The organism is Dawidia cretensis (assembly GCF_018598175.1).
Taxonomy (GTDB): Bacteria; Bacteroidota; Bacteroidia; order Cytophagales; family Cyclobacteriaceae; genus Ohtaekwangia; species Ohtaekwangia cretensis.
This window is the reverse complement of the sequence record NZ_JAHESE010000005.1, coordinates 241,248-262,848: the sequence shown is the minus strand read 5'-3', so window position 1 is coordinate 262,848 and position 21,601 is coordinate 241,248. Positions and strand designations below refer to the sequence as shown.

Sequence of the window (21,601 nt, the reverse complement as noted above, 5' to 3'; positions counted from 1 at the left end):
TCCGCACACGTTATTTGTCGGAAATCTAAGCATACCCCGAATACCTCTCTATGAACCTATCACCCTACCGGTTTACGATCGCTATACCCGGTCATGCCCTGGCAGATCTCACACGCCGACTGAATAATACCCGCTGGCCCAACGACACCCAGGCCAGCTATCTCAAAAGCCTGGTAGCCTATTGGCAGACGGAATACCGCTGGCACAACGTAGAGGCTGTTATGAATCAATACACCCATTACCGCATCCCCATTGCCGGCACACCGATTCACTTTTTATACCAAAAAGGCACAGGACCAAAACCCATCCCTATTATCCTGACGCACGGATGGCCCGGATCCTTTTGGGATATGCAACGCATGATCGGACCGCTGGCAGATCCCGTTGCCTTCGGTGGCCACGCCGATGACGCGTTCGATGTGATCGTACCCAGCCTGCCGGGACACGTCTTTTCGGGCTCCGCGGGCATAGGTATACATTCCGAGAAGATCGACGACCTGTTGCCTGGCCTCATGAACGACATACTGGGCTATACGCAATACCAGGTTCACAAGTCGCTTGCGACGCAGTACACCGTGCAACGTACGGATCCGCAAGCATGGGCCTACAGCCTGAACGATTCGCCCGTAGGTTTGCTCGCATGGCTTACAGAGGGACTACAGGCGGGGGCACAAACAAACGAGCACGTAATCACCAACACGATGCTCTATTGGCTTACCGGCACGATCGCATCGTCTATGCGCTATCACCTCTCCAACAACAGCGATGAACGCGACAGCCAATTCGGGTATATGAAAAATCCCGACGCCGTGGTACACGACATCCGCGCCAGGTTCCGCGCACTACGCGACTAAAAGCGTCGCAGAATGACCACACCGGCAATGATCAACGCAATGCCCAATACTTTCATATAGTTGATCGGAGAAGGATTCGCCACGAGAATATTAAAATGTTCTAACAGCAGCGAGATAACCATTTGACCCGCGACTACCAGGCCAAAGGTCAACCCGGGGCCTAATCGCGGAAAGGCCAGCACGATGACCGTTACATAAAACGCACCCAGCAAGCCGCCTGCCCACAACGATAGCGGCGCCGCCCTGACACCTGGCCACGAGATGGTCTGCCGTGTCAGCAGAATATATAAGATCAACCCGAGGGCGCCCACCAGGAAGGAGAACATGGCCGCGTAGACCGGGCTGCTGGCCGCTTTGCCCAGACGTGCATTCAGGCCTGCTTGAATCGGCAGGAAAGCACCGGCCAGTAAGGTTAGAAAGATCCAGATGAATTTGTCCATAGCCGAAAATAAACGATAAAAAAAGCCCTGCCAAAATTGGCAGGGCCCAAGCCACCTATAACAAGGTAAAAACTTTTTAATGAAGCACGGAAACTGTCCTCGACCGCACCTGACCGGCGTACTCTACGCGCAACAGGTAGAGCCCATTGCTGACATCCTCCAGCCCCAGGGTGAGCGACTTCACACCGGCCGGCAACTCGGCAAAGTGCTGTGACTTCACCACATGACCGTGCAAGCTCACGAGGCTCACCGTTGCAGCACCGGGCTCTTCTGCGGTGATATCTACAAACAGCGCGCGCGTTGCAGGATTGGGATAGGTTACCAGGCCGCCGGGAGATTCCGTATACATGTTGTCGTCAGTCGATGCCATCGCCCGCGAAGGCAAGACAGGCAGACGCGAATAGGCCGCGCTGGGTATACCTTGCTTGGCAATACCCGGCCCCGCCCAGCTCGCGGTCAACACAGACGAGCTCGTAGCCTGGAAGTATAATATGGTAAGTTGGTGTTTGCCCTGTCGCAAGCCAATTGTGCCACTGGCCTCTTGCGCCGTATGCACACCATCGTTGTTTACCACAGCGGTCGTACCGATCAACAGCCGACTGCCATCGTCGGAGTTCAGGTAAAATGTATAGCTGCCATCAGCAGGAACATTCACAAAACCCGTGTACCGGAAGCCATAATTATTTTGCAGATTGCGGGGTGCCAGGGTAAGCGAATAAACACCACCGACCTCCACCGGTGTTAAGGTTGAAAAGTCGGGGAGCGCGGTCCAGGTACCTTCGTAATAGGCATACCCCAAACCACTCACCGTAGTAGGAGGATTATCGGGATTGCGCAAACCAGTATCCACACGGTAGACAGCGGTATACGTCACATCATTTACGGGTGTGGAGATTGTCTGCGTTGCACTCCCACCGTGAAGCCAGCGATCGAAGACGTACGTCTGACCATTGAACGTCTGCGGAGAAATAACGCCAATACTGCGCTGGATACCCTCCACACTCAGATCGGATGTAGGTGTAGTCACCGGCTGACCATCGAGCGTTACCTGCATACCCGCGGGCTGGGTCACCAGGCTGATCGTAGACTTGCGGGGCGATATATCACGGTACACCGTATCCCGCAACCCACCGGCATCAGTCACCACCAGGTATAACCTATACCATACGTTGTCAGACGTTTCACCACTCGTGGGGATCACAAAAGAGCCCGACGTAACACCCGACGCCACCGCAGGCCCATCGTGGTTGTGTGTATCGTGATGGAAGTCCACAAACCACGTAAAGGCGCTGGCCGGCAACGTACCCTGCTCAGCATCGGTAGCACTACCCGAAAATTGAATGGTTTGGCCTCCGCTATACAACGCCCCCGCCGCCGGTGTAACGATCTGTGCCGCTGGCGGCGCATTAAACGCATTGACTGTGAGGGTCGCATTGCTGCTGGTGACACTGCCCGCGGAATTAGAAACGATAACGCGATAGGTACCGGCATGACTGGCTTGCGTATTGGCAATGGTATAACTGGCACTCGTGGCGCCGGTGATGTTTACATTGTTACGCTGCCATTGATAGCTCAGGGGTGCCGTGCCGGTGGCGGCGACCGAAAAAGTCACCGGTTGACCAGCCGTTACCGTTTGACTCACCGGCTGCGTGACAATGGCAGGAGCATTGTTCACCGTATAAATGATCCGGAACAAAGCGCCGACGCTGCGCTCAAGATAGTATAGATTTCCATCCAACCCTACATCGATGCTCAGCGCATTGTTGCCGAGCCCCGTTGCGAAAGGCGAACGAACCGGCGTGGCGCCGGAGAGATCGAGAACATTGATCCATCGGTTACAAAGATCCTGGTAGAAATAACGACCGGTATACTGGGCAGGATAATTTGTCGAGGTTGGGTTAAAGAATACTCCGCCCGTGATCGCACAACCCCTGCCATCGCCGGAGCCATGCGGATACGCAAAGACGGGATTGATAAAATTGGCGTTGGTACTGTTCCCTTCGGCCGTAGGCCACCCAAAGTTACGGCCGCCGGTCGTGGCATCGTTGATCTCCTCCCACGTGCTTTGCCCTACGTCGTTCAAAAAGACGCGCCCGGTGCCGGGCTGTATATCAAAGGTATACGGATTGCGCAGGCCGTAAGCCCAAACACGCCGGCGTTGTTCGGAGCCGGTAGTAAAGGGATTGCCGGCCGGTATAGATCCGTTCGGATTGATACGTAGAAGCTTGCCGTGATACGTATCGAGGTTCTGCGCGTTGGCGCCATTGGCGTTTTCACCGATGGCGACATACAGCAATCCATTCTTAAAATGCATGGCACCTCCATTATGATTCGTCGCGCTACTCAGTGGATCGAGATTCAGCACGACAACCTCGCTGCCGGACACAACCACATCACCATTACCGGTGAAGCGGCTGATGCGATTGCGCGAACCATCGGGTAATGTATAGTAAAGGTAAATATACTGGTTGGTAGAAAAGTTAGGATCGAGCGCAATACCTATAAGGCCGCGTTCGCCACTGGAATTTACACTAAGCTGTAAAAACGGGGTTGCCAACAACGTGCCATTCTTAATAACGCGCAGCGCACCATTTTGCTGTGCTACAAAGATTCGCCCATCGGGCGCAAAAGCCATCACGGTTGGATTGCTAACACTCGCTACTTGCACCCGGCTAAAGCCGGTAGGAAAAGTCTGTGCACATAATTGCACACTCATGCAGCATGCCATCACCCACAGCAACACACCCGTGTATGCCGCTGGCAAAGAGACGTTGGATTTTATCATTTGTAAGGGGGTAAATTTTATTCATCTAATTATTTTTCGTTAAAAACTGAATAAATGAATCGGCTGTTCACTCCCGACAAACCTGGCTTCTTACATCATAACACACAATCGCCCTGGCACACGAAGCACGCCCTTACAGCAGGATGAGAAAAGATTAAAAAATTATGCCTATTGCCGCACAGCGCGCAACAACAGACCCATCAAGGTTGGATTAAGAAATATACTTCGGTAAGAAATTGAAGGCTGCTTATTCCAGCACGCGGATTACCTTCATAAACCGTTTCTGATAATGCGGGATAAGCCTCGTTTCGGTTATGGCATGTGCGGAGCCGGAGCTGGCGTGAATAAACGTCAAACTATCGCCGGCTTGTGTAACAATTCCCACATGCCCCACGCGCCGAACTTTACTGTTCGTTCCGGTAAACAGAATAACATCACCCGGGCGGGCATCTGCAAGCTCGACGGTGGTACCTTTGTTTGTAAAGTCAACCGAGCTGCGCGGAACGTCAATTTGAAAATGGTTGAACACATACATCACAAAACCTGAGCAATCAAATCCCACGTTCGGATCGGCACAGGCATACTTGTAACGAATGCCCTTAAGCGTCTTCGCATACGTAATCACCGCGGTACGATCAATCACGCCGGTGCTGGCGCCACTGGTCTCAGCCGCGGCGCGGCTAATAATCTGTGGTGCGAATCCCGCATGTGCTTTGGGCGCCGGGCCGGGCCCCGAAGCAAGCAAAAGAGGAAACAGATAGGGCGCGAGTGATGTGAACATCCTACAAAGGTAACACAAAGTGTTTGTCGCGAAACGCCTGGCACAGTGCCAGGTAAGATTTCAAACAAACAAACATAATTTGCAGCTTTGTCGGCAAATACGACCTTTTAAAGAGATTTTCGACACACGCAGAAATGAATGAAAATAAAAAAGGAGGTGCTTTTGCCACCTCCTTCGCCAAAAGTCAGTAAACCCTTACTCCTTCAGCAAGTCAGTGCCGATCATCTGGAGCTTGCCAGAAATTTTGAGTGTCACGTCCGTTGTGGGAGAATCACGCAAGGTCACCTCGTCGTTCGCGAGATTGATCACGACGGTGAGCTCGTTGTCTATAATCGAGACCCGATCGCCGGCAACTTTTTCAACGGGCTTTGTCTGCTTCGTCAGATTAATATCGTGATATCCTTCCACCTGGGAAGTATACGTGCCGGTATACTCACGATCAAAACCGGGATCGCCCGTGATCTTTACAGTAGCCGTTGAGCCGCTATGACTCACCGTTACTTTAGCATTCAAAATATATCCCAGGTCCGTCTGTGGATCGTCCGTCACCTGAATATTGCCAACATACGTACCCAGGTTTCCGTCTCCACCCGGTGTCGGATCGTTGCTATCATCACTGCCACACGCCAACAATATAGTCGTGAGCATCATACCTAAGAACAGATTACGAACAGATGTTTTCATATTATCTAGTGAGTTTTTTGAACGCTCCAAAGTAAGGCACCCACAGGCCCCACATCAATCACACAAAAGCACTGTTTTTTTTCTACTGGTTTTCTGGTAGAGGGGATCACACAAAAATTTCGTTTCTTCGCAGTCATCTCAATTGCCTCTCATGCGATCCAGAATATTCCTTCTATGCCTATCCCTCACGTTAGCACTGCACGCCTCCGGCCAGATAAGTTACTCGCTAGGCGACGAAGGCGCCTACATTGCCCGCCAGGAACAGGAAGCCGCGGCCGCCACCAACGACAGCATCAAAGCCAACACATACCTGAAGCTATCGTTGCTGTACCGGCGCATCAACAACGCGGAGAAAAGCAAAGCAGCCCTGCAGCAGGGCATCGATCTCGCAACGCAATACCCGCTCTTGAAAGCCGCGTCCTACTACTATAAGACAATCGTAGAGTTCGTACCCGGCGACATTGCCGCGTTAGAAAAGAAACTCGTCACCAGCGACTCCCTGCTGCAGGCCTTTGATAATCTGGAAGCATACAAATTGCGCAGCATCATCTGGAACAACTACGGCATCCTGCAACAAATGAAAGGCGATGAGAAAGGCGCGCTGGAAGCCTTCACCAACAAGGCCGTACAACATGCAATACAATCCGGCGACTTTCTGGTGTTAGGCAAAAGCTACAAAGGCATCGCCACCATCTTCATGAACTCCAACCAACGCGAAAAGGCGGCCGGTTATTTGCAACAAGCCATTGCCGCACTACGCCGTGCACCACGCGACAACCCGATCAACCTCACGGAACTGATCGAAACCTACATCAACACCAGCGAGAACTTTGTTAACCTGCATTGGTACGATTCCGCGCGCAACACCCTTCGCCATGCGCGCACACTCCTGGCACCCTACCCAGCCTCGAACCTCTACATGATCTTTTATTTTGCCGAAGGCGTCTACCTTTATAAAATCAATCAATCGGCAGAAGCCGTCAAAAGCCTCGACAAAGGCATTGAGCTGGCCACCAGGTTTGGCGCAGTGCTATCGCTAAACCGGTTGCTGTATGCGAAATACAAAGCACTGTCGAACCAAAAAGAATACAAAAAGGCCGCCGTCGTATTAGCGGCATTGTTGCAAAGCCCCCATGTATTTACAGTCGACAAACAGCTTTATTACAAAGAGCTATATTCCACGTACGCGGCGTTGGGCAACACCCGGGACGCCTTCCGGTACGCACAACAATACATCACCCTCAGCGACAGCCTGCACGAGCAGCAGCTCCAACAAGACATTGCCGAGCTGGAGAGCAAATTCAAACACGCCGAAAGCGAACGAAAGATCACGATGCTGCAAGCCGAGAAAGATCGTGCGGCGACCGAGCTGCACAACAACCAGCTGCTGGCCGGTTTGCTGGGCACCCTGTCGTTGTTTCTGTTCGTAAGCATTGTGCTGGGTGTTGTGCTCTATCGCCAACGTAGCGCACACTACCGCCAGCAACTAAAAGACACCGAACAGCAACAGCAGATCCAGCTCGCCCGCGCCCTGATGCAGGGCGAAGAGAAAGAGCGCAAGCGACTGGCCGCAGACCTGCACGATGGTCTCGGGGGACAGCTGGCCGGTATCAAGATCAACCTGTCACGCATGGCCACCAGCACGTCGCATCCCGACACACAACTGCAGAAAGTCATCGAGCAACTCGACGTATCCGCCAACGAGCTGCGCCGGATTGCCCGGAACATGATGCCCGAGTCGTTGTTGCTCATGGGACTTGAGCCCGCGTTAAAAGACATGTGCGACTCCCTCAGCACCGATACAACGTCCGTCGTATTCCAACCCTTCGGCATACACCGCGACATCCATCCCGAAATACAAATAAATATATACCGCATTGTGCAAGAGCTGCTCACCAACGCCGTACGCCATGCGCAGGCCAGCGAGATTCTCGTGCAATGCAGCCAAAACAGCACGCGGTTCTTCATCACGCTGGAAGACAATGGCAAAGGCTTTGATCCCGCCGCGGTAGCGAAACCGGGCATTGGGTTATCGAACGCCCGCAACCGCGTAGAATACCTCAACGGAAAGCTCGATATTACGTCTGCGCCCGGCGAAGGCACCACCATAAACATTGAATTTGATGTCACAACCCGATAACACGTTGCACATAGCCATGGTGGAAGATCACCCCGTCGTGATCGAAGGGCTCCGTCGCATCCTGGCCCAGGAAATGCCACACGCCACACTCCTGGAATTTCATACCGGCGACGCCTTTCTGCAACACCTGCGTGGAACACAACACGTGGTAACCCTGGCGTTGCTCGACATCACGCTGCCCGACACCAACGGGGTCGAGCTGTGTCAGAAAGTAAAAAGCCAATCGCCCGATACGTGTGTCCTGGGATTCAGCAACCACAACGACCGGGCACTTATCATGCAGATGTTATCCAGCGGTGCGAGTGGTTATCTGCTGAAAAATGTCAGCGCCCAGGAACTAATGCAGTGTGTGCGCGAGGCGCTGGACGGACAGATGGCCTTTAGCGATGAGATCAAAAAGATCATCGCCAAACCTTCTGCCGCGCAAGCGAAAGCCGTGCCGCCGCTCACCAAACGCGAAAGGCAAATCTTACGATTGATTGCCGACGGCAAGACCAGCGCCGACATCGCCACCGAGCTGCTGGTAAGTCCGTTTACGATTGAAACGCACCGGCGCAACCTGATGCAGAAGTTTGACGTAAACAATGCCGCGGCGCTCATCCGCCTGGCAGCCCAGCTGCAACTGATTTAAGAATTTCGTATATTTGCAGCTCAACGAATTAATATAAGCGTGTAGTCATCATTTCTTTCACCGGTTCTAAACGAAGCCATTCCGGGCTTTCTCTGTTTCACTTTTTTACCGAAAAGAAATTATGCTTACGCTCAATCGTGTATCGTACATACACCCGAACGGCGATCGTTTATTTGAAAATGTCGATCTCGCCATTCGTCCCCACAACAAGATCGCGCTCATTGGTAACAACGGTGCCGGCAAATCAACACTACTACAGCTGTTGGCCGGGCAGCTACGCCCCGCTTCCGGCACCATCAGCCAGGAGACAAAACCCTATTACGTACCGCAGCACACCGGACAGTTCAATGACATGACCGTAGCCGAAGCGCTGCACGTGGACCGCCCGTTGCTGGCCTTACAAGAGATCATCGCCGGCCGTGCTACCGATGAACACCTGGCAGCGCTGGACGACGATTGGCTATTGGAAGAACGCTGTCGCGAAGCCTTTACAGCCTGGGGTCTCGAGGATGCTTTACTACATCGCCGGATGGACTCACTCAGTGGCGGGCAAAAGACCAAAGTGTTCCTGGCGGGTATTGCCATCCATCAACCCGACGTGGTCCTACTCGATGAACCCAGTAACCACCTCGACACCGCTGGCCGCGAACAACTATACCACTATATCTCCACGACCGATCACAGCCTGGTAGTAGTCAGTCACGATCAGACATTGTTACGATTATTACCGCTCGTCTATGCGTTAGAACGACGCGGCCTCACCCTCTACGGCGGCGATTATGATTTCTATACCGAACAAAAGAAGATTGCCGAAGACGCATTGCAACACGACCTGAAAAGCAAAGAAAAGGCCTTACGCAAAGCAAAAGAAGTCGAGCGTGAATCACTCGAACGAAAGCAACGACTGGATGCCCGCGGCAAGAAGAAACAGGAGAAGGCCGGCCTGCCCACCATCTCCATGAACACGTTTCGCAACAACGCAGAGAAGAGCACTTCGCGTATGAAAGACGTGCACGCGGACAAGATTCAGAACATTGCACAAGAGCTTTCAACGCTTCGGCAAGAAATACGGGACATCGATAAGATGAAGATAGACCTGGATGATGCCAATCTGCACCATGGCAAGCGGCTGCTGAAAGCGCATGATATTAACTTCGCTTACGAGGATCGAATGCTTTGGCAACAGCCCGTAAGCTTCCTGGTGACCAGTGGTGAGCGCGTTGCCATTACAGGCGGTAATGGTTCGGGTAAGACCACCTTACTAAAGATCATACTGGGTGAAATACAGCCGGGTGCCGGCACGCTGGATCGTGCTGCGATCAGGTCGGTGTATATTGACCAGGATTATTCCTGGATTGATCTTTCCGTAACCGTTCTTGAACAGGCACAACGCGTAAATGATAGCAAGTTGCCAGAGCACGAGATCAAAATACGACTGAACCGTTTTTTGTTTTCGAAGGATGCGTGGGATAAACCATGTCGCGCGCTCAGCGGCGGCGAGAAGATGCGGCTGATGTTGTGCTGTCTGACAATCAGTAACCAGGCCCCTGAGATGATTGTATTGGATGAGCCTACCAACAACCTCGATATTCAGAATACGGCAATCCTGATTGCCGCGATACGCGACTACCGGGGTACGCTCATAGTCGTTTCACACGACAAACATTTTCTGGAACAGGTACGTGTGGAGCGCGAAATAGCAGTGTACTAGCAACTATTTGGCGGGCCATGTGACTTTTCCACCTGGCCCGCATTACTCCGTTACCGGAAACCTCCTACTAAACCAAGTGTTATGTTCAAGCAGCTCCTCACCGTCTTTTATCGCAACGCCCTGCGTTCAAAAGGCACTTTCGTGATCTATACCATCGGCTTCTCCACCGCGCTGACCAGCGTCATCCTGATCTACCTATGGATCGCCGACGAGCTCTCATTCGATCAATACCATACGCCCCAGCTCTATCAGGCCATGTACCACCAGCCGACGGACCACGGCATTCAAACCAGCGGGCAGACGCCTACATTCCTGGCACAAGCGCTGAAAGCGGATATCCCCGAAGTGGCGATGGCCACCGTGGCGACACCTCCGCACTTCCTTCCGGAATTCACGCTCTCTACGCGTGGACAACACGTAAAAGGCATCGTTAAATTTGCCAGTGAGGACTTCTTTAACATGTTCTCGTATCCGCTGGTAGCGGGTGCGCCCGGGCAGGTTTTAAAAGAAAAGTACTCGGTCGTAATATCCCAACACCTGGCTAAAACGCTATTCGGCAACAACCCTACACCTATCGGAGAAACGTTTTCTTATTCCCTGTTATCGATACAGCAAGACGTAATAGTGGCCGGTGTATTTCAGGATCTTCCTGCCAACTCGTCCGAGCAGTTTGACCTCGTACTACCCTTTGCGCAATTTCAGGAGATCGTAAAACCTGGTCCACCCAATTGGACACGCCCGGAACCTTTCTCCACCTATGTATTGCTAAAAGACAACAGCAACCTTGACGTCGTCAACCAGAAGCTCAGCACCTACATTCAGTCAAAAGACAACGCCGCCACGAGCATTCTTTTTTTGAAGCAATACTCCGACAATTACCTTTATGGCCAGTATACCAACGGCAAACCAGACGGCGGCCGGATTAACTACGTGATCATGTTTGGTATCATTGCGCTGTGTATTGTTACCGTGGCCAGCATCAATTTTATCAATCTCTCTACGGCGCGCGCCACGCAACGTGTAAAACAGATCGGCATTAAAAAAACGGTGGGCGCCAGCCGCACGTCGCTGACGGTGCAGCAGCTTGGCGAGACGATATTCCTGACCCTGCTTTCGCTTGCCGCAGCGTTGCTCCTGGTTAAATGGATCCTTCCGAACTTTAACGTAATCACGCAAAAACACCTCACACTGGCGCCTACCTACCGGTTTGTCCTGAGCCTCATGGCCATTACCTTCACGACAGGTATATTGGCGGGGATTTACCCAGCACTATACCTTTCGGGCATCGACCCCGTAAAGGCGCTGAAAGGAAAAGCAATCGGCCCAAGCGCGGGCAACATGGTACGCCAGGGACTTGTTGTTTTCCAATTTACCGCGTCGATCATTTTTATCATCGCCGTCATCATTATCTACAAACAAATTGCCTTCGTGCAATCGAAGGACCTGGGATATCAAAAAAACAATCTTTTATACTTCGATATTGACGGGGCGCTGGTGGAAAAGACGGATGCCTTTCTAACGGAAGTCAAACGATTTCCGGGCGTAGTGCAGGCCTCGGGCATGCTGGGATACCTTACCGGCGAAGCCACGGGTATATCCGGTTCCTTTACCCACCGGGGCAAGACGATAACCTGCCAATCGCTTCAGGTAAGCTTTGATATGATCGAAACACTTGGCTTAAAAGTCAAAGAAGGCCGAAGTTTTTTGCGGCAACAGGATGCCGGGCAGACCAACAACCGGTGGATTCTGAATGAGGCCGCCGTGGACGCTATGGGCGAAGAGCATGTGGTGGGTAAAGTCATTGACGGCAAGGAAGTGATCGGCGTCGTGAAAAATTTCCACGTCCAATCGCTACACGAAATGATCAAGCCAATGGCCCTGGCATTAGTCCCCAACCAGAGTCTGACGCTGTGGGTTCGGATGCTTCCGGGAAAGGAAGAGCAAACCATCGACTACCTGCAGAAGCTTTATACCACCTATAATCCTGGATTTACCTTTCGTTATCATTTTATCGATCAGGTCTATGCCCGGCAATACGCATCGGAGCAACGAATATCGCTTTTATCGAAATATTTCGCGGGCCTCGCCATTATTATATCGTGCCTCGGGCTCCTGGGCCTCGCGGTCTTTACGCTGGAAACCCGGAAAAAAGAGATCAGCATTCGCAAAGTATTGGGTTCCAGCGGACAGGAGGTGATGCTGCTGTTATTGAACGGTTTTACGCGCCCGGTATTTATGGCGATTGTGCTTGCGCTGCCGGTAAGCTACCTGTTAGCACGAGCGTGGCTCAATACGTTTGCCTATACAGCCCCGCTGAGCGCCTGGTATTTCGCCATCGGCGGGCTGCTCCCGTTGGCGATCACCTGGATTACCGTGGGTTCGGTCGCGATCACCGCCATCCGCACCAACCCGGTACAGCACCTGCGGCACGACTAAGAAGTAAATTCAGTAAAAAAATATTGCGGTTATACACGCTACATGCCTGGCGTTTATTTTATTTGGGGCGTTAATCTGTTTGTATACCCCCTTACCCCATGGCCCAACCGCGTCAGAGTTCAAAAAAGAGTGTTCGTAAGCCTAAAACCGTCCTGGGTATACCGGGGAAGTGGGACAGCCGTGAGGCACTGATTGGTGCAATCCATACAACCAACCAGGGCACTTTTGAGTTTCAGAACGGTATTCTCAAGAACCTACGAACCGGCGATACCTACGAAGTCGTAATTCAAGACCGGAACGATGGCTTACGCGAGTCCTTTGCTACGGCAGCGATCTTTGATGAATACCGACGCGTTGATGATGAATTTCTCGACACCATAGATCAGCATACGCATATCACCTACGTTGTTGGCGAGACCGGGAGCTTTGCTACGGCAGGTGCCATCGCCGCAGCCGCCATCGCGATACTAAATGGTGGTGGCGTGGGCGTGAAGGTGGAGTCATCGGGTATAGCCTTTACCCGGAGCGAATGGGAACACCTTGTTGCGCGCCTGCACCCGGAAAAACAATACGCCGATAATGATGTGGACCTCATGGCGATGTTTGTACACCCAGCCGTCAACGACGGCAAACAAACAACGTACTCACGGGGCATGCATAATCTCGGCATGAAAGACGTGATGGTACAGGGTCTCGAATTCGAAGGCGGCGCCGAGCTGGCCATTGAGTTTAATACCTTTCAAGTATTGGACAAACCGGAATTCCCCGACGAAGGTTTTATTTTCGAGCTGGAGCTCGAGAACTCAGAGGAGAGTGCCTTTGACATGTACGCGATACACGACCAACCACACTCCGGCGACGAGCTGTTCGAGAACCCCTACGGCCTCTGGCGCCTGAGTCCCACAGATGAAGAGGCATACGACGACGAGGAAGAAGAATTCGACGACGAAGAAGACCCCGACGAAGAAGCAACACGATGAGAAATGAGCTGATCGCGTTTCTGGAGCTCTTCACCGACATTTCGTCCGAGGACCAGGCCCTGATGGAAGCCGCCTTCGCGCCAAAGTCTTTTGCCGAAGGCGAAGTCTTATTCTCCGGCGGATATGTATGCAGGGAAATGTTTTTTGTTCGCCGGGGAGTGTTGAAAATCGTCGTGACCAACGAGAAAGGCACACGGGTACTCCACTACTTTCTTCGGCAAAATCAATTTTGTACCATCCTCGAAAGCTTTCTGAACGAGTCGGTAGCCGAAGAAGATATCATCGCGGCATGCCGCTGCGAAGTCTTCAGCATCAGCAAGGCTGCCCTACTCGATCTATACAGCAAGATACCCTACCTGGAGCGCCTCATCGACCAGATTCGGCAACAAGCGCTGCTCGACAAGATCCGCATACGCAACACCTATCTGGGCCATGACGCCCAAACCCGCTACAAACTGTTTCTGATGCAACAATCCGACATTGCCCTGCAGGTGCCCCTGAGCGATGTCGCTTCCTATCTGGAAATTACGCAACAGTCGCTCAGCCGCATTCGCAAGAACCTGCGATAGTCCTTTCGTTTTTACCATTTGGTAAATCCTTCCTTCCCGTGCCGACAGACCTTTGTGAAAACAAAACAAAGGACAATCATGAGCACATCTGACAAACAGGCCAATCAGTTTACACTGGCAGGGAAGAGGGTTATCATACTGGGCGGTAGCGCCGGCATCGGGCTGGCAGTAGCCCAGGCGGCCGCGGCCGAAGGCGCCATCGTCGTTATCGGCTCCAGCAACCCTAAGCGTGTGGAAGAGGCATTAAAAACACTACCAGCTACCGCCACTGGCTATACAATAGACCTATCGGCCGAAGAGGCTATTAAAAATTTCTTCGCGACCATCGGCGCTTTTGACCACCTGGTCTATACCGCCGGCGAGAATATTAGCCTAAGCAACATTACTGAAACGGATACAGCCTTTGCCCGCAACTACTTTACTATACGCTACTGGGGTGTGTTCCTGTCGATCAAGTATGGGGTAACCTCACTGCGTAAAGGCGGTGCCATTACGCTCACCAGCGGGGTGGCGGCAGAACGTCCCGGTAAGGGATGGTCACTCGGCGCCTCGATCTGCAGCGCCATGGAGGGATTTACTCGGGCAATGGCGGTAGAGCTTGCGCCGATTCGGGTGAACATTGTTTCGCCAGGGGTGGTGAAGACCGATCTGTGGTCGGCGATGACGGCGGAAGAACGCGATGGCATGTATACTGCGACAGGCAATGCGCTGCCGGTGAGAATGGTAGCGGGACCGGAAGAGATTGCGCTGACATATTTATACCTGATGAAACAGCCTTACACTACCGGGCAGACTGTGGTCGTAGATGGAGGCTGGGTGTTGGTGTGATCCTGGGACTTGCACCAGGTGAGGTATCGCCCGTTTTTGGAGTTTGCATATAGCTGTGCAATGTCCGGAAACGGGCTTTTTTTATAAGATTATCATTATTTACTTAACGAAAGTGAAACTAATAGATTATATTCACGTTTGCTAAGGAAATATGAGCGTTCTGCCGCCCCGGTATCCCTTAAAATTTCTGCGATGGTTTTGTCGCGAAGACTACCTCGACGAGGTGGAGGGGGATCTTACAGAGCTTTTTGAAAAACAACTCGATCAGTCGCCTGTTGCGGCCCGCTGGAAATTTGCAGGGTGTGTAATTCGCTACCTGCGTCCCGAATATATTAAGTTCTTTCACCGTAGCCGTCATACTCCACGGTCTTACCTCAGCCTTGCCATGATCCAAAACTATCTTATGCTTGCGTTTCGCAACCTATGGAAGCGCGCCACCTTTTCGAGTATCAACATCTTGGGTTTGGCTACTGGCGTGGCGGCGTGCCTGGTGATTCTGCACTATATTGATTTTGAGACCCGCTACGATACGTTTCACACCCGCACAGGATCTCTTTACCGGATAATCCGTCAACTTCATAAAGAAGGTGAAGCCATGGGCCCCACCCCTAAGACGACATACGGCCTGGGGCCTGCCCTGGCGGAAGAGCTTCCTGAAGTGGAGACCTATATCCGCACACATGAGGACGCCGGTGTCTTGACCTATCATTCCTCCACGGGCGAGTTCCAGGCCTTTCACGAAAACCATATCCTCGCCGTAGACTCAACATTTCTGCAAGCGTTTACATTTTCTTCGATCGAAGGAAACACCGCTACCGCTCTGGATGCTCCCAATAATATTGTCATCACGCATGCGATAGCACGCAAGTATTTTGGTAACGACGAGGCGCTGGGCAAAACACTCCAGCTTGCGGGTGGACGCATGAAGGGTGACTATACGGTCGCCGCTGTTCTGGAAGATATACCGCAAAATTCTCACTTTGACTTTACCATCCTGGTCCCGATGCATAACATGCTTGCCAGCCGGCAATATAGTCAGGAAGACGGGTGGGGCTGGAATAACTTTCAAACGTACCTCATGCTGCGCGAGAATATTTCACGCGACGTCGCATTACGAAAACTACCGGACCTTTGTCATCGTTACCTGGATCCCAAGGTGAAAGAAATTAATGGCCGTATAGAGATGGATCTGCAGCCCGTGCACACTATACACCTGACACCCGGCTTACGGCACGACGTCGAGACGGTAAATCCTCAGACCTTATATTTTTTTGGTGTGATTGGCGCCTTCATTCTTTTTATAGCCTGGATCAACTACATCAATTTATCAACCGCCCGCGCATTGGAACGCGCGCGCGAAGTAAGTATCAAAAAGACTATTGGCGCCATCCGCGGCGAGCTGGTGATGCAGTTTCTACTCGAATCGTTTGTGATCAATGCTATTGCGTTGGTGTTAGCGGTCGGTTTGGCTACGTTGTTAATGCCGGCATTGGCTGGTGTTACGGGTAAAGCGCTTGCGTTTCAATTCAACGATCCGAGAACCTGGATAACCCTCGGCACACTGCTCGCGTGCGGCACACTGGCATCAGGCCTATATCCGGCGTTTGTATTGTCGTCGTTTCGGATAACGCAAGGCCTGAAAGGCGCAGGCCGCCCGGGACGGTTCTCGCTGCGTCAGGGCTTGGTTGTTTTTCAGTTTGCTGCATCGCTTATCCTGATGGCCGGTACGCTGGCCGTATACAGGCAAATTGATTTTATGCAATCGAAAGACAAGGGCATGCAAACCGACCAGATGCTAATTGTTGCCGGGCCGGGCACACTTCCGTGGAAGGAAGCCAGGCAGCAACTGGCACTGTTTAAAGAAGAAGCACAAAAGATCCCGGGCGTAGATGCGATCACCACCTCGGGCGCTGTGCCGGGACAGGAACACAACTGGGGGGCTAGCATTCGTCAGCGCTCCACGCCGGCCGGTGATGCCAGGCTCTGCAGCATTGTCTGGATCGACCCGGACTTTATTTCTACCTATGACATTGATATTGTCAGCGGTAAGAACTTTGATCCTCGCATACGTTCCAGTATGCAATCCGTTATCATCAATGAAGCAGCACTGTCGGCGTTAGGGTTTCATACGGCCGAAGAAGCCCTTCAACAACAAATCCTTATGGATCGGGATACAGCCACGATTACGGGAGTACTTAAAAATTACCATTGGAACTCCTTGCGCCAGGCACACGTTCCGTTCCTCTTCCTGGCCGACACCATTGTACCGCGCACTATTTCCATTCGTCTGGAGGGTGGCTCCATACAGGCGTCAACAGAAGCTATTGGCGACCTGTATAAAAAGCTGATGCCTGCCGATCCATACGAATATCAATTCCTGGACGATTCCTTTAACGCTCAGTATAAAAGCGATCGCCAGTTTGGTAATATCTTCGGCGTGTTTGCCTGCCTGGCAATAGCAATCTCGTGTCTGGGGCTTTGGGGACTTGCTGCCTATACCACATCCCTGAAACTAAAAGAGATTGGCGTGCGCAAAGTGCTGGGAGCCTCCATTGGCAGTATTCTGTATTTACTATGCCGGCAGTTTTTACTATTGATTGGGGTGGCCGCCGTCCTTGCCATCCCCATGGTGTGGTGGGGCGTTGATCGTTGGCTGCAGGGATTTGCTTACCGCATCGGGCTACCGTGGCATCTGTTCGTGGTACCTGTTGTTGCACTTACGGGCATAACACTCCTGACCGTGAGCATGCAAGTGATCAAAGGCGCTACGGTCAATCCTGTAAAGGTGCTGCGATCAGAGTAAATGTCATGCGGTCACCTGCGTAGACACGTACCACTGATTGCCGTCGAAGTCCGTGAAGCCACCACGGCGGTCCGGATCGTCTTCTTTTTGCACGGGCTCGCCAAGCGATTGGCAACCCAGCGCCAAAGCCTTTTTATAAACGGCGTCGACATCCGCGACGTATACGTGCATCATGTGGGTTATCGCCCCAAATTGTTGAGAGGCTTGGCTTACCATGAGCACGGAGTCATCTACGCGCAATTCCAGGTGCATGATCGTACCGTCCGGACGATCAAATTTGCGCAATTCGGTGGCCTGGAATAGCTGCTGCATCAAGTTCGCAAACTTCTTTGCGTCGCTCGAAACGAAATAGGGCGAAACGGAACTGTAGCCGATGGGTTTGAAGGGATTTTTCATGATCATAACCTACGATTTTTCCACGTAACATCCCAGCTGACGGTCTTCCACAGACACCTAATGGGCTAAAACCGAGCATTTTTGGCTATTTCGTTAGCTCACCACAGTTCATAAACTTTCAGAAAAGTCTGAAAATTCAAAACTTAGTAATATATTTACCGTAAATAAGGATGCAGCGGTATTTAAAAAACCGATTCTTATGAAAACGCTTGAAGACCACACCATCCTGTACGACAACGAATGTCCCCTGTGCGTAAACTATACCCGCGCCTTTGTGGTGACGGGTATGCTGGAGCAAGAGGGACGAAAGCCTTACAACGATTCCGTTGGGAAAATAGAAGGTGTAGATTGGGACCGCGCGCGCAATGAAATAGCCCTGGTCAATCACCGCGACCACACGGTTGCTTACGGTGCGGACGCCATTGTAGCGGTGCTGGCAAATCGTTTTCCTGTTTTTCGCTTATTCACACGGGTGCGGGCATTACGCTGGCTTGTCGGTAAACTCTACTTCTTCGTTTCCTACAACCGGAAGGTTGTGGCGCCCGGTAAAGTCTTTGAAGGTATCAATACGTGCACACCTTCCATGCACTATGGTTATCGTTGGGTCTATATTCTATTGACCTGCGTGATGGCATCTCTGGTGCTGACAAACTATACACAACTGCTCGTGCCACTGGTTCCGACCTCAACCTTTGGACGTGAATTTCTGGTATGCGGTGGACAGCTTGTCTTTCAGGGCATCTTGGTCGGCATGTTAAACCGGCAGCGGTGGATCCATTATCTCGGCAATATGATGACCGTATCACTGCTGGGCGCACTGCTGTTATTACCTGCCCTCCTACTCCGCGACGTCGTTACTACACCCTTGCCTTATACAATCTATTTTATGATGGTCGTAGCGGTGATGTTCCTGGAGCACTATCGTCGTGTTAAAATACTGGAGCTCCCCTGGGTAGTGTGTTTTACCTGGGTACTGTATCGCTTTATTGTACTCGGGCTCATTTTCTAATTTCTGTTTATATGAAAAAGATTGTCATTGCCGGCGGAACGGGCTTTCTGGGAAACTGCCTGGCCCGGCATTATGAAGCCAACGGCTGGAAGGTTATTATCCTGACACGAGGCGCCACACGTCAACAAGGCGCGGTGCAGTATGTATCGTGGGATGGAAAGAACCCCGGACCGTGGGTCACCACGCTAGAAGGTGCGGATGTTGTTGTAAACCTGAATGGACGGTCTGTCGACTGTCGCTATACGGAAGAGAATAAACGCCTGATCTACAGCAGCCGCCTCGACGCCACGGCCGTACTGGGCGCCGCCATACAGCGGGCGAAGACTCCCCCCAAGATATGGCTCAATGCTGCTTCTGCCACGATTTATCGCTATGCAGAAGATCGCGAGATGGATGAATACACGGGCGAAATAGGAACAGGCTTTTCTGTAGATGTTTGTCAAAAATGGGAGGCCGTCTTTAACAGTGTTGACACGCCCGAAACGCGTAAGATCTTATTGCGCACTGGTATTGTGCTGGGTAATCAAGGAGGCCCCCTGCGACCCTTAAAAATGTTGGCGAGACTGGGAGCCGGCGGAAAGCAGGGTAGCGGTAATCAATATTGCAGCTGGCTGCACGAAACAGACTTTGTGCAGATCGTAGACTTTCTGGTAAGGCATCTGGAAACCACGGGAGTATACAATGTCACTGCACCGGTACCTGTCACGAATAAACTCTTCATGCGTGCGCTACGCAGGGCCATGGGTATGCCCGTTGGTATACCACTGCCTGCGTGGCTCCTGGCAATCGGCGCGCGCCTCATTCAAACGGAGCCAGAATTGATCTTAAAGAGCAGGCGGGTTGCTCCAGCGCGTTTGCTGCAAGCCGGGTATCGCTTCCGCTTTCCAACCATTGAACAGGCGCTACGTCATCTTTGCTGATGTTAGTACACACCTCACACCGAAAGAGCCCAGCTAGTTGCCCTGGGCTCTTTCATTTGCCGCTTGCAAATCTTAATAGCCTTATCGTGCCAGAATTTGTTCCAGGCGTTGCAAGGATGCCTCTGTTCCCAGGCGGAAGCTGTCTTTGTTCTCCTGAAAGGTCTCGAGCTCTTGTTGTGTCGCGTTGTTGGGCGAGCTTTCGAGCGTCAGCGTTGTTATTCCTTTTTCTTCTTTCAATGTAACGCGTACAAATATTTCCAGAGGCCATGAGTCGAAAAATGGTGCCCGCGTTACAGTACCCTTTTCATCCGTAAACGAGAGAATGAATTCGATCAGGTCATGCCGACGAATGTTACCAAAGACAAACCTCGCCCACATTGGTCCCTGCTCGGTGTCCATTCTAAAACGGAATAGTCCATCGGGTTTGAAATCGAGGCTTAGGGCTGAAACGTTGAATATGTCGGAAGGCGCCCACCATTCGGCGAGGGCATCTGCTTCTGTAAAGGCATTAAACACAGCTTCTGCCGGGTAGTTGTATTGACGCGTCAAGGTCAATACGGATTCTTTAGTCTGACTTGCGCTTTGCATGTTTCTTTTGTTTTTTTGTTTTCGCTAAATACTTATCCAAATTATCCAGGCGGGTGCCCCAAAACTGCCGGTACTGTTCAACCCAGTCTGATACCTCGCTTAACTGTGCTAAGCTTGCGGAGCAGCACCGTTCACGTCCTTGCTGCTCGATAACCACCAGGCCGCATTCCGTCAACATCTTGATGTGCTTGGAAATGGCCGGTCGGCTAATCGAAAAGTGGTCCGCAACAGCATTCAAATTCATCTTTTGGTATGTCAGCATACCAATGATCTCTCGCCGGGTAGGGTCGGCAATGGCTTGAAATACGTCTCTTCGCATAGGTGTTATGTAACAAATCAGTTACAAATAAACGCGTAACAAAATTGTTACGCAATAGGGATGGGCATATTTTTTTAACCGTTGGGGTTAATACCCAAAATTCACAAAACCATGTATACACAACCGAAATTCATTTGGTATGCCACGGATTATCATACCACAGAGCAGTTTTCGTTAAGCGTATCGGCGACACCCACGGCGAAGGGGCTTATTATTGGCGAAGCTGATGGACAGGCTGTGCACATTGAATACGAGGTTCAGGTCGATGCACAATGGCAAGTGTCGCAGGCGATCGTGAAGAAAAACGGTATGCCATTTCTGAACATCAGCCGGAAGAGTGATGGACGTTGGTTTGACCACGAAGGTCAGCACCTAAGCCGCTTTGACGACTGCATCGACATTGACCTTTCGTTAACGCCTTTTACCAATACGCTTCCCATTAAACGACTTGGCTTACAAAAGCAGCAGTCGGCTGACATTAACGTTGTTTATATTGACCTTGTTGGTGAAGATCTATACCCGGCTCCGCAACGCTATACGCGCATGGGTGATCACCACTATCATTTTAAAACGTTAGACTATGAATTTCACGCCGACCTGGTGACAGACGATGAGGGGTGGGTGGTGTATTATTCGGGGCTTTGGGAGCGTGTGTATCCGTCGCAGACGGCATTTGCAACGGAGCGGGAGGTGTTGTTGTCGGAGCTTCGGGGGCTGCAATCTTAGG

General features: G+C 51.8%; 19 protein-coding genes. 12 read left to right on the top strand and 7 right to left on the bottom strand.

The window, feature by feature from the left end; translation table 11 throughout:
• Nucleotides 1-50: 50 nt before the first annotated feature.
• On the top strand, nucleotides 51-854 hold the full coding sequence (locus tag KK062_RS08535) for an epoxide hydrolase N-terminal domain-containing protein (RefSeq protein WP_254083857.1): 804 nt from the start codon (nucleotides 51-53) through the stop codon (nucleotides 852-854).
• On the opposite strand, the gene KK062_RS08530 is transcribed toward KK062_RS08535, so the two are convergent.
• The 4 genes from KK062_RS08530 to KK062_RS08515 form a co-directional block, all read right to left on the bottom strand.
• Nucleotides 851-1,294, bottom strand: coding sequence for a DMT family transporter (locus KK062_RS08530; RefSeq protein WP_254083856.1), 444 nt, complete (start codon nucleotides 1,292-1,294; stop codon nucleotides 851-853). The two genes, KK062_RS08535 and KK062_RS08530, sit on opposite strands and share 4 nt — an antisense overlap.
• Nucleotides 1,295-1,370: 76 nt before the next feature.
• Nucleotides 1,371-4,079 (bottom strand): PQQ-dependent sugar dehydrogenase, encoded by a 2,709-nt coding sequence (locus KK062_RS08525; protein WP_254083855.1) that lies wholly within the window; start codon nucleotides 4,077-4,079, stop codon nucleotides 1,371-1,373.
• A gap of 247 nt (nucleotides 4,080-4,326) precedes the next feature.
• The gene (locus tag KK062_RS08520; RefSeq protein ID WP_254083854.1) at nucleotides 4,327-4,860 is read right to left on the bottom strand and encodes a C40 family peptidase; all 534 of its coding nucleotides are present in this window, start codon (nucleotides 4,858-4,860) and stop codon (nucleotides 4,327-4,329) included.
• 195 nt (nucleotides 4,861-5,055) lie between these two features.
• Complete coding sequence (locus KK062_RS08515) at nucleotides 5,056-5,544, bottom strand: hypothetical protein (protein ID WP_254083853.1); 489 nt, start codon at nucleotides 5,542-5,544, stop codon at nucleotides 5,056-5,058.
• 151 nt (nucleotides 5,545-5,695) lie between these two features.
• Here KK062_RS08515 and KK062_RS08510 point away from each other — a divergent pair, with 151 nt between their 5' ends.
• The 8 genes from KK062_RS08510 to KK062_RS08475 all read left to right on the top strand — a co-directional run bounded on the left by KK062_RS08510 (nucleotide 5,696) and on the right by KK062_RS08475 (nucleotide 17,642).
• Nucleotides 5,696-7,684, top strand: a complete 1,989-nt coding sequence (locus KK062_RS08510) for a tetratricopeptide repeat-containing sensor histidine kinase (protein ID WP_254083852.1) — start codon at nucleotides 5,696-5,698, stop codon at nucleotides 7,682-7,684.
• Nucleotides 7,668-8,315 (top strand): response regulator transcription factor, encoded by a 648-nt coding sequence (locus tag KK062_RS08505; RefSeq protein ID WP_254083851.1) that lies wholly within the window; start codon nucleotides 7,668-7,670, stop codon nucleotides 8,313-8,315. Before KK062_RS08510 ends, KK062_RS08505 begins: the two co-directional genes overlap by 17 nt.
• 121 nt (nucleotides 8,316-8,436) lie before the next feature.
• Nucleotides 8,437-10,026, top strand: coding sequence for a ribosomal protection-like ABC-F family protein (gene abc-f, locus KK062_RS08500; RefSeq protein WP_254083850.1), 1,590 nt, complete (start codon nucleotides 8,437-8,439; stop codon nucleotides 10,024-10,026).
• Between the two features lie 81 nt (nucleotides 10,027-10,107).
• Nucleotides 10,108-12,462 carry an ABC transporter permease gene (locus KK062_RS08495; protein ID WP_254083849.1) on the top strand — a complete coding sequence of 785 codons (2,355 nt, stop codon included), beginning with the start codon at nucleotides 10,108-10,110 and terminating at the stop codon, nucleotides 12,460-12,462.
• A 98-nt stretch (nucleotides 12,463-12,560) separates the two neighbouring features.
• On the top strand, nucleotides 12,561-13,442 hold the full coding sequence (locus KK062_RS08490) for a hypothetical protein (RefSeq protein WP_254083848.1): 882 nt from the start codon (nucleotides 12,561-12,563) through the stop codon (nucleotides 13,440-13,442).
• Nucleotides 13,439-14,011 (top strand): Crp/Fnr family transcriptional regulator, encoded by a 573-nt coding sequence (locus KK062_RS08485; protein ID WP_254083847.1) that lies wholly within the window; start codon nucleotides 13,439-13,441, stop codon nucleotides 14,009-14,011. Before KK062_RS08490 ends, KK062_RS08485 begins: the two co-directional genes overlap by 4 nt.
• 78 nt (nucleotides 14,012-14,089) lie before the next feature.
• Entirely contained in the window at nucleotides 14,090-14,839 is a 750-nt protein-coding gene (locus tag KK062_RS08480) for an SDR family oxidoreductase (protein ID WP_254083846.1), read from the top strand.
• A 151-nt stretch (nucleotides 14,840-14,990) separates the two neighbouring features.
• On the top strand, nucleotides 14,991-17,642 hold the full coding sequence (locus tag KK062_RS08475; RefSeq protein ID WP_254083845.1) for an ABC transporter permease: 2,652 nt from the start codon (nucleotides 14,991-14,993) through the stop codon (nucleotides 17,640-17,642).
• Nucleotides 17,643-17,645: 3 nt separating this feature from the next.
• Here KK062_RS08475 and KK062_RS08470 read toward each other — a convergent pair whose 3' ends face one another.
• Entirely contained in the window at nucleotides 17,646-18,038 is a 393-nt protein-coding gene (locus tag KK062_RS08470) for a VOC family protein (protein ID WP_254083844.1), read from the bottom strand.
• 199 nt (nucleotides 18,039-18,237) lie between these two features.
• Between KK062_RS08470 and KK062_RS08465 the strand changes: the two genes are divergently transcribed.
• Both KK062_RS08465 and KK062_RS08460 read left to right on the top strand, forming a co-directional pair.
• Entirely contained in the window at nucleotides 18,238-19,047 is an 810-nt protein-coding gene (locus tag KK062_RS08465; RefSeq protein WP_254083843.1) for a thiol-disulfide oxidoreductase DCC family protein, read from the top strand.
• A gap of 11 nt (nucleotides 19,048-19,058) precedes the next feature.
• The gene (locus tag KK062_RS08460; RefSeq protein WP_254083842.1) at nucleotides 19,059-19,967 is read left to right on the top strand and encodes a TIGR01777 family oxidoreductase; all 909 of its coding nucleotides are present in this window, start codon (nucleotides 19,059-19,061) and stop codon (nucleotides 19,965-19,967) included.
• A gap of 81 nt (nucleotides 19,968-20,048) precedes the next feature.
• Here KK062_RS08460 and KK062_RS08455 read toward each other — a convergent pair whose 3' ends face one another.
• Nucleotides 20,049-20,555: an SRPBCC family protein gene (locus KK062_RS08455; RefSeq protein ID WP_254083841.1), complete on the bottom strand. Its 507-nt coding sequence runs from the start codon at nucleotides 20,553-20,555 to the stop codon at nucleotides 20,049-20,051.
• Complete coding sequence (locus tag KK062_RS08450) at nucleotides 20,533-20,874, bottom strand: ArsR/SmtB family transcription factor (protein ID WP_254083840.1); 342 nt, start codon at nucleotides 20,872-20,874, stop codon at nucleotides 20,533-20,535. The genes KK062_RS08455 and KK062_RS08450 overlap by 23 nt, the downstream gene beginning before the upstream one ends.
• Before the next feature lie 111 nt (nucleotides 20,875-20,985).
• On the opposite strand from KK062_RS08450, the gene KK062_RS08445 reads away from it, so the two are divergent.
• Nucleotides 20,986-21,600, top strand: a complete 615-nt coding sequence (locus tag KK062_RS08445; RefSeq protein ID WP_254083839.1) for a putative glycolipid-binding domain-containing protein — start codon at nucleotides 20,986-20,988, stop codon at nucleotides 21,598-21,600.
• Nucleotide 21,601: the final 1 nt, after the last annotated feature.

Excerpts from the sequence above, each read along its gene's own strand:
- KK062_RS08535 (WP_254083857.1), top strand. The coding sequence starts at position 51 with ATGAACCTATCACCCTACCGGTTTACGATCGCTATACCCGGTCATGCC.
- KK062_RS08530 (WP_254083856.1), bottom strand. The coding sequence starts at position 1,294 with ATGGACAAATTCATCTGGATCTTTCTAACCTTACTGGCCGGTGCTTTC.
- KK062_RS08525 (WP_254083855.1), bottom strand. The coding sequence starts at position 4,079 with ATGATAAAATCCAACGTCTCTTTGCCAGCGGCATACACGGGTGTGTTG.
- KK062_RS08520 (WP_254083854.1), bottom strand. The coding sequence starts at position 4,860 with ATGTTCACATCACTCGCGCCCTATCTGTTTCCTCTTTTGCTTGCTTCG.
- KK062_RS08515 (WP_254083853.1), bottom strand. The coding sequence starts at position 5,544 with ATGAAAACATCTGTTCGTAATCTGTTCTTAGGTATGATGCTCACGACT.
- KK062_RS08510 (WP_254083852.1), top strand. The coding sequence starts at position 5,696 with ATGCGATCCAGAATATTCCTTCTATGCCTATCCCTCACGTTAGCACTG.
- KK062_RS08505 (WP_254083851.1), top strand. The coding sequence starts at position 7,668 with ATGTCACAACCCGATAACACGTTGCACATAGCCATGGTGGAAGATCAC.
- abc-f (WP_254083850.1), top strand. The coding sequence starts at position 8,437 with ATGCTTACGCTCAATCGTGTATCGTACATACACCCGAACGGCGATCGT.
- KK062_RS08495 (WP_254083849.1), top strand. The coding sequence starts at position 10,108 with ATGTTCAAGCAGCTCCTCACCGTCTTTTATCGCAACGCCCTGCGTTCA.
- KK062_RS08490 (WP_254083848.1), top strand. The coding sequence starts at position 12,561 with ATGGCCCAACCGCGTCAGAGTTCAAAAAAGAGTGTTCGTAAGCCTAAA.
- KK062_RS08485 (WP_254083847.1), top strand. The coding sequence starts at position 13,439 with ATGAGAAATGAGCTGATCGCGTTTCTGGAGCTCTTCACCGACATTTCG.
- KK062_RS08480 (WP_254083846.1), top strand. The coding sequence starts at position 14,090 with ATGAGCACATCTGACAAACAGGCCAATCAGTTTACACTGGCAGGGAAG.
- KK062_RS08475 (WP_254083845.1), top strand. The coding sequence starts at position 14,991 with ATGAGCGTTCTGCCGCCCCGGTATCCCTTAAAATTTCTGCGATGGTTT.
- KK062_RS08470 (WP_254083844.1), bottom strand. The coding sequence starts at position 18,038 with ATGAAAAATCCCTTCAAACCCATCGGCTACAGTTCCGTTTCGCCCTAT.
- KK062_RS08465 (WP_254083843.1), top strand. The coding sequence starts at position 18,238 with ATGAAAACGCTTGAAGACCACACCATCCTGTACGACAACGAATGTCCC.
- KK062_RS08460 (WP_254083842.1), top strand. The coding sequence starts at position 19,059 with ATGAAAAAGATTGTCATTGCCGGCGGAACGGGCTTTCTGGGAAACTGC.
- KK062_RS08455 (WP_254083841.1), bottom strand. The coding sequence starts at position 20,555 with ATGCAAAGCGCAAGTCAGACTAAAGAATCCGTATTGACCTTGACGCGT.
- KK062_RS08450 (WP_254083840.1), bottom strand. The coding sequence starts at position 20,874 with ATGCGAAGAGACGTATTTCAAGCCATTGCCGACCCTACCCGGCGAGAG.
- KK062_RS08445 (WP_254083839.1), top strand. The coding sequence starts at position 20,986 with ATGTATACACAACCGAAATTCATTTGGTATGCCACGGATTATCATACC.